2 protein-coding genes (1 of these 2 cut by a window edge) are annotated in these 14,034 nt (G+C 47.1%); both read right to left on the bottom strand.

Features of this window, described 5'->3' with window-relative positions:
* A complete protein-coding gene (pksL, locus tag MKY10_RS12470; RefSeq protein ID WP_339225878.1) occupies positions 1-13,629 on the bottom strand; it encodes a polyketide synthase PksL in 13,629 nt (4,542 codons plus the stop codon).
* Positions 13,613-14,034, bottom strand: partial view of a polyketide synthase PksJ gene (pksJ, locus tag MKY10_RS12475; RefSeq protein WP_236833357.1) — the 3' portion only. Its footprint extends 14,710 nt past the window's final position; the window shows 422 of its 15,132 coding nt (coding positions 14,711-15,132); its start codon lies beyond the right edge, outside the window; it ends in the stop codon at positions 13,613-13,615. Before pksJ ends, pksL begins: the two co-directional genes overlap by 17 nt.

Genomic DNA, 14,034 nt, shown 5'->3' on the forward strand with positions numbered 1-14,034 from the left:
TTATTTGAAAGTTTTCCAAAACATATCTTTAGAAGCCCCTGTGTCTGAATGCACTTTTTTCTGCACGTTTTGTGCTGATGGTTTGATTAAAACGGGCTGCCTATTTAATTCCGGCAAAGGCAGAGGTTTTCTTCTAATTGGACGAGCAACCGATTCATTCCAGGCTTCTATAATGAGATGGGCGTTCGTTCCGCCATCTGCAAAACAATTAATTGCCGCAGCCGGCGTTGTCTCCTTCCACTCGGCTTGCGATCTGCTGAAATACAAATCTGTTTTTTCTATATCAAAATACGGCATATTTTCATTACCTGACAGGAACGGAACCAATTGTCTATGCTTCAGCATTAAAGCTACTTTAATCAGGCTCGCAATCCCCTCTGCACATAATGGATGGCCGATGTTAGGTTTCACCGATCCCAGCCCTAACGGAGCCTTTGATTCAGAACGGTAAATGGACTGGATTGCCTTTAATTCAAGTAAATCTGTTACTGCCGACCCCGATCCGTTTGCTTCGAGATAGCTGATCTCTTCAGTCTTTTTGCCGCTTTTTTCAAGCGCTGACAGCATGACGTCCTTTTGTGCCTCGAGATTCGGAGATGATGGGCCAGCCGTTCTTCCGTCATTATTAATCGCAGCGGCTTTAATGACTGCATATATGGAATCTCCGTCTTCAAGCGCTTGGCTGACGGTTTTGACGAGAACCATGCCCACGCCTTCTCCTAAAATGACACCGTCTGCCCGCTTATCAAAAATATGGAATGACGGTTTGTCACATAAAAGTCCGCGCTCATGAAACATTCGATGCGCATCAGCATCAAGCAAACTGACGCCGCCTACAACCGCTGCCTCAATATCTCCGCTTCGCAGAGCCTGAATGGCCATATTCAGCCCCACCAGTGCAGAGGAACAAGCGGTATCCAGGACAATACTCGGTCCCTTCAAGTCAAAAAATTGTGAGATGTTAGCCGCTAAATAGTTTTGTCCGCCAGCGACTATCGGATTTCTTGCTTTTGAAAGACTGGCCGGATCAGGCTTGTGCTGGCTGCGGCCTCCTATATAAACACCAGCCCTCATGCCTTTCACTTCTTTCTCTGTATAACCGGCGTGATACCACAGCTTCAAGCTTTCCTCCAATACAGCCAAAGCTTGAGGGTCCATCGCTCTGACATCGTTTTCGGACATCATGAAGAAATCATGATCAAATCGGTTCATTTCATCAATGAGGCCCGCGTAATTCGAGCTGGAGTTCCCGAATCGTTCAGGCGGAACAGGCGCAATCGCAGACCGTCCATCACGTATTAAATCCCAGTATTCCTCTAGGGTTTCCGCTCCTGGGAACCTGCAACTAAGACCGATGATAGCGATGTCCTCAGCAAGAAGTGCCGTTTTTTCATGGCTTATCTGTTGCGGCCGCTGTTCTGGCACCGGCTTCTGTTTCATTGCTGATTGCGGCTTGAAAGGTGTCTGTTTCTCAGGAACAGATGGCTGTAAAACAGCTGATATGTCATATTTCGAAATGAGCCAGTGTGCAAAGGATTCTATTGTCGGGTATTCAAACAAAATTGACGGATCAATATCTCCATTTAATTGTTGGTTCATCTGCTGTACCAGCTGGGCCAATATAATCGAGTCGATTCCGTATTCTTGGAAAGGTTCATCCGTTTCAAAGTCTTCTGCAGCTATTTTCAGTTCATCTGAAAAAAGAGTTACGAGCCAGTCGACTGTTTCAGGGAACAGGTTGCGAGTGCCGGTTTGCTCTTTCGTCTCAGGATGCGAGAGAGCTTCGACAGGCAGTGACGGCTGCATCAGCTTATCCGGCTTCCAAACGTTTGTATCTGGTACTGCCGGCAGCACGACAGCATACTGTCTGTCTGATAGAATCTGGTCAAGCAGCTGTAATCCCTCGTCGTTTGTCAAACTGATCAATCCAGTTTGTTCTAAAGCTTTGCTTCGAACCTCGCCTAAACCGGTCTCCTTCCAGTTAGGCCACTGAATGCTTACAATGGGACATTTATCTTGATGAGCCTCCGCAAAATAATCCATAAAAGCATTTGCCATCGCGTAATCAGCTTGTCCTGCTGCTAGTGCAGGGATGGCCGCTGATACTGATGAAAACAAGGTGAAAAACGCCAATGGTTCATCTTGAAGCAGGTCAAACAACGTTTGCAGACCTTCGACTTTCGGTTCAAGCACCTGTCCGATCTCTTCTAGTGATTTTCTGATAAAAGCCGGGTTTTGTTTGTTCACCATCCCGGCACAATGGATGACTCCGCCAATCGCCCCCATTGTTTCGTGTATTGTCTTCAGGCTCTGTTCGACAGCAACCCTGTCTGTGAGATCCAGAGACAGCACCTGAACTTGCGCACCCATGTCTTCTAGCTCTTGAACGGCTTTTATTTTCTCGGCAAGCGAGGATATTTTTACCGAATTCCACTGGTCACGCGGCGGAAGCTCTTCACGGCCGATAAGGACCAGCCGCTTAACGCCGTATGTTTTCACAAAATGCCGCGCACACAGCAAGCCGAGACCTCTTGTCCCGCCTGTAATGAGCAGGACTTTGTCTGTTGAAAACGATACTTGCTTATGACTTAGAGCGGCTTCTGCTGGCTGCTCTGCCAAATATGCTCGATATCGCTGTCCGTTTCGATAACAGACTTCTGATTCTGTGCTCTTGGCATAATATTCAACTGCAATCAGTCTGGCCAGCTCCTCATGAGAGGCTTCGCATTCCATATCTGCATGTCTTGAAGTAAGATGGCTGTACTCACTTTGAAGCATGCGGTATAAACCGGCCCGTGAAGCACCAGACAAAATAACACCCTCATTTGCGTAGGCCTCCAGCCCCTTTGTTACACCCAAGACCGTCAAATGATGCTTGCTTGCACGTCCTTGCTCGATCAGCTTTTGGAGCCAGTTTATCCAGCCCATAGAATGCTCATGGCTCGTTCCGCACCCGATCAGATCGATTGCTCCAGCAACGTGTTCATAGTCAGCAGCAGATACCCGATCCAGCTCTTGGCTGTCAAATATACGGTATGTCGAGAAATACGTCGAAAGCTCTTCCGCTAATGCCATTGTCTCCTCATTTGCCAAAATGGCGACGGTTTGATTCGTCATTTCTGCCGGTTCAATCGGACAAGGCTGCCACTGTTTACGCAGAAAGCAGCGCTTTGGCATCAGTTCGGAATGAGGGAGTGCTGTAGCAATGGTTTCGGGTTCATCTTCTTGAGTTGGCAGCCAGTAATAGTCTTCCGCGAACGGATAAGCAGGCAGGCTGATTCGGCGAGGCGTGTATTCCCCATAAAGCTTGTTCCAATCTATCTGCAGCCCTTTCACCCATAGCTCTGCTACTTTCTCCAGCCTTTTTTTCTCTATCCATGTTTGCAGCAATGCTTTGGCATCATGATCCGTTTCAAACAGCTTGATTTCGCTCTTCTTCGTTTTCACGTGAGCAGCAAATATGCTGCCGTTCGGCATTTCAGCCAAATAATCATCTAAAGCTTTGATCAGCATTTCTCTCGAATCCGCCAAAAACGCCATGCGATAATCCATTGCTTCCCGGCCCGTCTGAAGTGTGTATGCCATATCCTCCAGATCGATATCTTCATTGGAAGTTACGAAATCTTTCATTGCTTCCGCATAGGCCTTCAATTGCTTCTCTTTTTTCGCTGAGAGTGCAAATAATGCTGAGCGGTGCTGCTTTGTTAATCGATCGTACCTCTTTTCAGGCTGATATTCCTCTATCACAATATGGGCATTCGTTCCGCTATATCCGAAAGAGCTCACACATGCTCTCCGCGGTTTTCCATCACCCGTTTCCCAAGGCTTAAGCTCCGTATTTACGTATAAAGGAGAATGCTCAAATTCAAAATGCTCATTCGGTGTCGTGAAGTTCAATGTCGGCACAAGTGTTTTATGATTCATGCACAATAACACTTTTTGAACCCCGGCTACTCCTGCCGCCGCGGATGTATGGCCAATATTGCTTTTGACGGAACCGATTGCGCAAAACTGCTTTTTGTCTGTTTTTTCTTGAAATACGGTGGACAGAGCTTCTAATTCAATTGGATCGCCTTGTTTTGTTCCTGTACCGTGCATCTCGACATAACTGATACTCTCAGGATGTATACCGTATGTTTCATATATGTCTCTTTCCAGATCCATTTGGCTTTTCGCACTCGGTGCCGTGATTCCGTTTGTTTTCCCGTCCTGATTAATACCCGAGCCAATGATGATGCCATAAATATGGTCACGGTCCGCTTCCGCATCTTTCAGCCTTTTCAATACCAGCGCACCCGCACCCTCGCCGGGCACAAAACCATTCGCGCCATTGTCAAATGCTTTACATTGTCCATCAGGTGAAAGCATGCCGGCCTCACACATACTGATGTAAGATTCCGGCGTCAGGTATAAGCTGACCCCGCCGACCAGCGCCATATCAATTTCTTTGTTTATAAGTGCCTGCCGCGCTAAATGTGTGCCGACCAATGAAGATGAACATGCGGTATCAATAGGAATCGCTGGCCCTTTTAAATTAAGAAAATACGGAATACGCGCCGCAGCGATCGCAAAGCTGTTCCCGGTGGCATTTGCTCTTGCCTGCCGGTTCAGCATAACTCCATATTCATTGCTCATAATCCCAAGATAAACGCCGCATCTTTTCTCATTTAATGTTCGGGCGTTGTACCCAGCGTCCTCAAAGGCTTTATAGCCTTCCTGCAAAAAGATTCGATGCTGCGGGTCCATCAGTTCCGCTTCTGATGGCGGAATATTAAAAAACAATGGATCAAAATGTTCAATATCATCCAGCATCCCCATTGATTTGCAGTAGACTTTCCCTTTTTTGTTGAGGACAGGATCATAGTATTTGTCTACATCCCACCGTGATGTTGGAATGTCCCGAATGGCATTTCTCGCATGAACCAGGTTATCCCAGTACTCTCTTACATTACGAGCGCCCGGGTATCTTCCCGATATCCCGACAATCGCTATCGCATCCTCCGGGCGGTCTTGATGAACAGGAACCGTTTTCTTCACATGTTCTTTCTTTATTGGATGTTGAACAGGCTGAAGGGGCCGTTCTGCCGGCTTTGGATGAGATGGTGCTGCTGGCTTTTGCTGGGCTGCTTCGATAGGAACAGTATGCTCTACCTCTCTATCATGATGAGTTCCAAGCTCGGACTTTAGCATTTCGGCAAAATCACGTATCGTTGGATAATCATATACCCTGGTTACCGTAAAAGACGTTCCGTATTGCTTGTTCACCGCTTTTATCCATTCGAGTCCGGTAATCGAGTCCATTCCGATATCTATGAACGCTTCGTCAATATCCACCTCGTATGGCTCCATGTATAACACGTCTGCTATGCTTTCCCTCAAGTTTTCATGCAGCGTTTCAATTGCTACAGTATATTGTCTTGATGCAGATATTTCTGCCGCTGCATATTGAATCGTTTCTTCAGCCTCCTCTTGCACTGGCTGATGATGTTCTAACGGCTGCAGAGATATATTAGCCGGTTTAGCAGCAGGTACCGCTGTTTTTTGTCTTATCGGCGTGTACGTCTCCGTTTGTTTTTTCTCCCCAGCCTGTGTGCTTAACTCGTGTGCTAAGTAAACAGCGAAATCACGTGTTGTCGGATAATCATATACCTTTGTGACATTTAGTGATGTGCCATACTGTTTATTTATTGCTTTTATCCATTCGAGCCCGGTAATCGAGTCCATACCGATATCTATGAATGCTTCGTCTGGATCAATCTCGTTTTGGTCCATGTACAGCACTTCCGCTAAGCTCGCTGTCAGTTCATCGCACAAGGTCTCCGCCGTGATCGTCTCTGTTTCTGTATCTGATGGAACCAGAGATGCTGTCCGCTCCAAACGATCCTGATTGGTCATTAAAGGCTGTAACGTAATATTGGCAGGCTTGCCACTGGCTTCTCTGTCTACAGACGGCTTTGGAATAACGGGCTGTACTGGAGCGAATGGCTCCTCCGTTCTTTTTACCTCAGCCTTTGCATTTACGTCTATCCAATAGCGATCTCTTGAGAAAGGATAGGCAGGTAAACTGATGCGCCGCGGTTTTTGATCCTGATATAGCGTGCTCCAGTCGATTCGCAAACCTCTTACCCACAGGTCTAAAACCTTCGCATATTTTCCTTTTTGCAGCCATGCCTCAATTGTTTTTGACATATCCTCATCAGCAGCAAAAGCAGCAATGGCTTCTTTGTTGCTCTTTACTTGTCCGCGATAGACATATTCACGATTTTCTGTTCCGGAGATACATTCATACAGCTTTTCTTCAAGCTCCTGCATCGTTTCCGCAACGAACGCCAGCCGTTCGTTCATCGCTTCCCGGCCGACTTGCAGCGTATAGGCAATTCGGTGTAAATCTGCTTCAACATATGTTTGTTCACGAATGGCATGCAGCAATCGCTCCGCGCGTTTCTGAAGTCTTTCCTCATTTTTTGCTGAGAGCACAATGACAGCCGGCTGTTTCCTCGCTGGTAAACGTTCCTCCACAGGTTCCGGAGCATACTCTTCTATTAAAATATGGGCGTTCACACCCCCGGCACCAAATGAAGAGACTCCTGCGATTCTCGGTAATTCGATGTCTTTGCCATTGACACTGATGATCGGCCTCTTCCACTCTTCTAGCTCTTGCTGTACTTTAAACGGCGAGTTAAGGAAATCAATATTCGGGTTCAGCACGTTTGAATGCAGGGAAGGCGCAAGCTGCCTGTATTTCATTTGGAGCAATACCTTCGTTACTCCTGCGATACCTGCCGCACTCTCACAGTGCCCGATATTTGATTTGGCTGACCCTATTGCACAAAATTGTTTGTCATCGGTTTCTTGCGTAAACACTTTGGACAGCCCTGTGATTTCAATAGGATCACCGAGAGAGGTTCCCGTGCCGTGGGCTTCGATGTAACTGACTGTCCGCGGATCAACCTTCGCTTCCACAAACGCCTTTTTGATGACATCTGCTTGGGCATTCGGATTGGGCACTGAGTACCCGTTTGTTTTTCCCCCGTGGTTAATGGCAGTCCCCTTAATGATTCCATAAATGTGATCACCATCTTCAACTGCTTTAGACAATGGCTTCAGAAGCACTGCTCCAACGCCTTCCCCCGGCACATAGCCGTCTCCGCCCTGTCCGAAGCTTTCACACCGGCCTTTGCTGGACATAAATTTGTTCTGCCCGAGCATCAAATATTTATTTGGATGGATTGACACATTCACGCCGCCCGCGAATGCCGCCTCACACTCTCCGCGCTGCAGGCTTTGGCAGGCCAAGTGGATAGCCGTTAAAGAAGAAGAACACATGGTGTCTAATGCAATACTCGGTCCGTGAAAATCAAAATAATAAGATACCCGGTTCGCGATGGATGATGGATTTCCCGTTAAAGCCAGAGACCTTCCCCGCACCTGCTCTTGTGCCCCGTACAGCTGATATTCTTCGTACATGACACCGACGTAAACACCGACGCTTCCGCCAAGCTCAGCATCACGCTTACGGCCGAGGTGCTCTCTTGTATAGCCTGCGTCTTCCATCGTTTCATACACGCACTGCAAAAATAAACGCTCTTGCGGGTCCATTAATTTTGCCTCACGCGGCGAAATATGGAAAAACTGAGGATCAAACTTGTCTACATCCTTCAAGAAGCCTCCCCACTTGCTGTAGGTTTTTCCAGGCTTGTCTTTATCTTCATCATAATAAAGACTGTGATCCCAGCGGTCTGCAGGAATTTCAGTAATACAGTCTCGACCGTCTCTCAGGTTTTCCCACAATTCATCAATGTTGTCTGCCTGTGGATAGCGACCTGAGATACCGATGATCGCGATTTCTTCCGTTTCCTTCTCTCTTAACTGCTTCTGCTCTTTATCTCGCAAAGGAAGAAATCCAGACTTTCTTAGGGTAACTGGGATTTCTTGTTTTTCAGGTTCTGATTTTCTTTCAACAGAAGGTTTTCCTGTTTCAATTCCCAAGATGTCCAGCAGTTTTTCTCTGCGGGAATCAATAAAATACCGTGTTAATGAGCGAATATCCTGATATTCAAAGAACAACGTCTTGGACAAAGAACCGAATACTTTTTCTAATTGACCCGTTACATGCATGATCATGATAGAATCGATCCCGTAATCCTCGAGAGGAGCTTCAGCATCAATCTGGCCGGCTGGCAGCTTAATCACCGAAGAAAGCACCTGTTTAAAATAGTTCTCCGCTTTTTCTCTTAGTATCTCTTCATCAATTTCCCCGATCATGTCTGCTTTTTCTGCCTCCTGATTGAGACTGCTTTTTTTGATATCGTGAGATTGGCCTTTGCCATGTCCCGTTTCATGTAAAAATGCACGAATCCGATCAGTAACACCGGAAGCAACTAACACTTGCGGCTTTCCTGACGTCCAGCCATGATATAGCGCCTGAATCCCACGATCTGTTTCCATGGCCACCATGCCTGTTTCTCTTTTCAGCATCCTTGCAGTTTCCGCATCAATTTGCATGCCCCCGTCTTTCCACAGCGGCCAGCACACTGAAAGAGTTTTTCCGTAACGCTTGTGCAGCTCTGCTTGGCCATTGCGATATTCGCTGAATGCATTCATAAATGCATTGGCCATTGCATAATCAGCCTGTCCCGCGCTTCCTACTGCTCCGGCACCTGAGGAAAAAAGGATAAAGAAATCGAGCGGAATATCTTTCGTTGCTTCGTCAAGGTGAATCAGTCCTGCTACCTTTGGAGCAAGAACGGTTTGAACCTCTTCTTTCTTTTTCTTCATAATGAAATTATCTTTTATTAAACCGGCGCTGTGAATGATGCCATCTAAGTCTCCGTAAACGTTTTGGGTTTCTTTTAATAAGGCATCAACCGTTTGTTTGTCAGCCAGATCAGCTTGCCTGTAAATCGCTTGGATGCCAAGTTTCTGTAAGGTTTGAAGCTTCTTCTTCTTCCTTTCATCAAGCGGAGAGCGTCCTGTCAGGATCACAACCGCGTCATTCGTTTGGTTCGCAATTTCAGTTGCAAAGATGAATCCAAGACCGCCCGCACCGCCTGTGATCAGATACACGCCTTTATCCTTCCATGGCATGTCAGCACTTAGGTGCTCACCAGACACTTCTTTCCACTTGCTTACAAATCGCTTCCCTTGCCAGTGGCGGATATGCGTGTCACGCGGATAGCGTCTGTTTTCCTCCAATATTTCGAATAGGTCACCAGCTGACATCCCGGTCTCTATTTCGATCAACTGTCCTGTCAATTTTGGATTTTCCAGTTCAGCCGTTTTGAGCAATCCAGTTAAGCCGCTTAATAGCTGAGGGTCGTCCAACGCAGGCACCGCCACTTGAATGAATGTATGTCCCCCTGTTTTTGAGTGCATTAGCTGTTTGATTTCTTCAAATAACTGTATGGCATAACCTTCAAACCGTTCATCAATTGTCTCTGTATCATGCTGCAGAACTGTACAGTCAAGATGATTTTGGAGGCTTTCCATTTGTTCTCCAACATCACAGATAACGACTTTATGTGTGCCGTACTCTATGAGCTCTTGCCTCTCTGCAGCACGTTCTTCCCAAATATGTTCGAACAATAGCGTGTCAGTCGCTTCAGAAGGATCTTCTTGATCTGTTTCTAACACTCTTGCAGAATAGCCCGTCAATCGCACGCAAACCTGCCCCTCTTCATTGCATAAATCGATATCAAGCTTCTGGATACGATTCCCAGCTGTACTGCCCTCGCTATATGTGATCCGCGCCCACATAGATGCCTCGCAGCCTTTGAAGATTTGGACATCCTGTATGGCAAAAGGCAGCATTGCCTTTCTGTCTTCTAAACTCGCAGCTCCTCCCAGCCTCAAACCGATAGATGCTTGAAATGCCGAATCTATCATGCTCGGATGCAGAATATAACAGTCTTTTGTATCAGAGATTACAGGAGGCATCGTCAATTTCACTAGAACTCCGTTTTCGCCGGCATATAGGCTGTCGATCGCTCTGTGGCTGTCACCATAATGAATACCCATTTCTGTATAAGCCTCGTAGCAATCAAAAGGTGACAGCGTCCGGCCATTATAGCTTGCCTTCAATTCTTCAATGTTGATAACCGGATTTTCACCAGCCTCACAAAGCACTGCACTCCCTTGCCCATATACAATCGGCGACTCCTCTGCGCTTTCAGGGACCCGGCAGATTTCAAATGTAATCTCACCATTTTCCTCAGGATATAGACGTACATCTATATCTTTCTGCTGTTCCGTGACGGCGAACGGCCGGACCCAGACGATATTCCGGAGTCGGAATCCTGTCGGGAACTGATCCGCAGCTGCCCTTTCCACAGCTGCCCGAACCATCTCCAATAAAGCTGCGCCAGGTAAAACGTGTTCGCCCTTTATGACATGATCCTTCAAGAAAAATTCACGTCCTGTAAACGCTGAACGGAAGCGGACACCCGATATGTCGGACACATTTTGATGCAGAAGAGGATGCAGGATGTGCCGCTCCTGTTTTGAACGATCAGTCTTTTTCTCCGCTTTCGGCACCCAATAACGCACCCTCTCAAATGGGTAAGTCGGCAGGCTGATCCGCTTTGGTTTGCTTCCCTCGTAAAGCAGCTTCCAGTCAACACCAGATCCGTTCGCCCACTGCTCCGCAATCTGATCGAGTTTTCTTTGCTCCAGCAATTTATGTACCGATTCGGCGGGACGCGATGGTTCGCTTCCTCTTGACACGCGGCCCTTCCAGCAATGCTGAATGGCTTTTCGTCCTTCTATAAAAGCCTTCAATTGGTCGCTCAATTCTTGAATTCCGGATGCTAAGAAAGAAACCCGTTCTTCCATCGGTTCACGGCCTACCTGCAATGTATACGCCAAATCTCTAATCTGAATCCCATCATGAAGAAAATCCAAGAGACGTTTTGCATATACACGGAGACGTTCTTGATTACGGGCAGAAAGCGGAATAACTGCGGATATGTCAGAATCTGAGGACAAAGAAACGTCCTGCTCCGCTGCTTGAGGAATATGTTCCTCAAGGATAATATGTGCGTTTGAACCTGTTGCGCCAAAAGAACTGATCCCCGCCCGTCGCGGATAAGGGACGTCTTCCCCATTCTCCTTGATAACAGGCTGCTTCCACGTTTCTGTTTCATGCTGTACATAAAATGGAGACTTTTCAAAATCAACGTACGGATTCAGTTCTTCCGAATGCAAAGAAGGCACAAGTTTTTGATGGTGAAGCTGAAGAGCAACCTTGCTTAAACCGCTGATCCCCGCGGCGGATTCGGCGTGCCCAATGTTTGACTTTACAGAACCGATTGAACAGAACTGCCGATCCTGCGTATATTGGCGGAACGCTTTCACTAATCCCTGTATTTCGATCGGATCTCCTAAGGACGTGCCGGTTCCATGGGCTTCCACATAACTGATCGTCCGCGGGTCGATTCCCGTTTTCTCCAAGCATGTCTCAATCAGATCAGCTTGAGAAACAGGGCTCGGCACTGAAATGCCGCTTACAGTGCCCACATGATTCACAGCACTTCCTTTAATAACCGCATAAATGCGATCTCCGTCTTCTTCCGCCTGGCGCAAAGGCTTTAATAAAACCGCGCCTATACCCTCGGCCGGCACATAACCGTCCCCATCCTTTCCAAACGTACGGCAGTGTCCATCAGTGGAAAACATATCCCAGACCCCGTATGTCATATATTTATTCGGGTGCAAAGACAGGTTCACTCCGCCTGCTAACGCAACATCGCACTCACCGTGACGTATGCTTTCCAACGCCAAGTGCACTGCGGTCAAAGAGGATGAACATACCGTATCGACAGCCATACTCGGACCGTGGAAATTACAAAAGTAAGAAACACGGTTGGCGATTTGCGCATAGTTGAGCGAAAGAGGAAACACATTTTCTGCTGATGCTTCTTCAGCTCCGACTAATGTATAATCCTTGTGCATGACACCGGCAAAAACTCCTACATGCTGCCTTTTATTTCGTCCTTTAGGCTTGGCCAACGTCTTTGGCGTATAGCCCGCATCCTCAATCGTTTCCCAGCATGTTTCTAAAAACAGCCGCTCTTGAGGGTCCATTGTCTCCGCTTCTCTTGGCGTGATTCTGAAAAATTGGGGATCGAAGCAGTCGGGATCATCAATAAATCCTCCCCATTTCGAAATGTCCTTACCCGAAGGAGATGTGATTCCTTCAAGTCGCTGCCAATCCCAGCGCGACTCAGGAATCTCGCTAACGCAGTCCTTCCCCTCTTTCAGATTGTTCCAAAATTCATGAATATTGGCTGCCTTCGGATACCTGCCCGCCAAGCCGATAATCGCAATATCGCCTGCTGCCTTAACAGGTGCAGGACGAGAAGCTTCAACAGTCTTACGGTCGTTTATGCTGTCGGAAACGCGTGCTCTTTCATTCTGGCCAAGGGAACCAGCGGCACTAAAATGCTCAGCATATTCCTCGGCAAGAAACGCTGACAGTTCCGCTATGGTGGTATGCTCAAACAGAAGAGTCGGCGAAAGGCTCTCACCGATCTTATCACTGATCGTTTCTACCACCTCAAGCAAGCCCGATGAATTCAGTCCCATTTGGTAATAACCGACCTGTTTTTCAACTTGTTCTACCGGCTTATTGATTTTCTCTGCGATTAATTGGCTTACGAACTGTTCAGCCTCACTATAGGAATTAACGGGAGAAGATACCATGTCAGCAGGTTTATCACGCTCAGCAGTGTCCGCTCTTGTCATCTGTGTCTCCTGTGCATCTTGATGTTTTCCGCTAATCAGCTCCGCTTCTCGCACCAATTTGCTTGTAAAGTTTTTCAACTCAGCCACTTTTTCTCCCGACGCATTAAAAAATTCAAGTGTTACATAAATCAGCTCTTTTTCCCGCCGGACGGAGGAGCGCTTAATTCTTGTCATGCAATCCGACTGCAAAAGTGCAGAAGCGGAAAAGGATTCATAGAACAGAGGCAAATACAGCCTCTGTTCTCCTTTAAGCAAAGATGTGAGCAAATGATTGGCACCCACCCCGCTCCCGTCTATGAGAGTCGGGTGAAACATAAAGCCTTCTGCGTGAAGCATGGCTTCCGAACCGAGAGAAAGCTCAAGAAGAACGCCGTCTTCCTCTTCATAGATGTAGCCTTTTGCTTTCATATATTCGCTGTGCACCAATTCCTGACGTCTGCATTGTTCATATACATCATCAAGCTGAACAACGTTCTGTGCAGATGCTTTGATTTGACTGAAATCCAGTGTTTCTTCAAATATGGCTGGGGAGTCTGCGTGCATGTCAGCCTTCATATAGAGCTTTTCTTCCGAAGCTTCTTTCCCGTCACGTTTTTCAATTCCCTTGGCTGTGATTTGCCACTTTCCTTCTTTTTTCTCCGCGCATTGGATATTCAGAACAATTACTGCATCCTGTTCCGCCCTCAATGGCTGATAGATGGATAAATTCCGCAGCTGAAGCTCTGAGCAGGAGAAGCCGTGTTCTCTGAATATCTGGTAGATTATATCGATATAAGCCAATCCCGGCAGGACATTTTGTCCGTAAACCACATGGTGATAAATAAACGGATTTTTTAACGATAATGTGAGTTGTTTCGTTATCTTTTTCACGTTAGACCTCCACCTCATAAGTATCCCATATGTTTGCCGCAGTCATTTTCGAAGTCTCCGCTTCCAGCTTTGTCTCGCCTGGCGAAAGCATTCGTTTCTTTAATTGAGGAGGCGATTTTGGACTGCGCTTGATGGCGTGTTTTTCATCTTTTTCCCACGCCTCTACGATGACATGGACATTCGTCCCCCCATCGGCAAAGCAGTTAATAGCCGCAGTAGGCTGCGAATCTGTCCATTTTTCCAGGGCTCGGCTGAACGTGATGTTCGCTTTCTGTTGATCGAAATGCGCCATCTCTTTTTCACCTGATAAAAATGGGACAAAGCGGCGCTCTTTCAGCATCAGCACAACCTTAATGAAGCTGGCGATCCCTTCAGCACATAGCGGATGCCCGATGTTCGGCTTGATTGAGCCAAGAGAAAGAG

The organism is Bacillus sp. FSL P4-0290 (genome assembly GCF_037975435.1).
GTDB classification, from domain to species: Bacteria; Bacillota; Bacilli; order Bacillales; family Bacillaceae; genus Bacillus; species Bacillus subtilis.

Excerpts from the sequence above, each read along its gene's own strand:
- pksL (WP_339225878.1), bottom strand. The coding sequence starts at position 13,629 with ATGAGGTGGAGGTCTAACGTGAAAAAGATAACGAAACAACTCACATTA.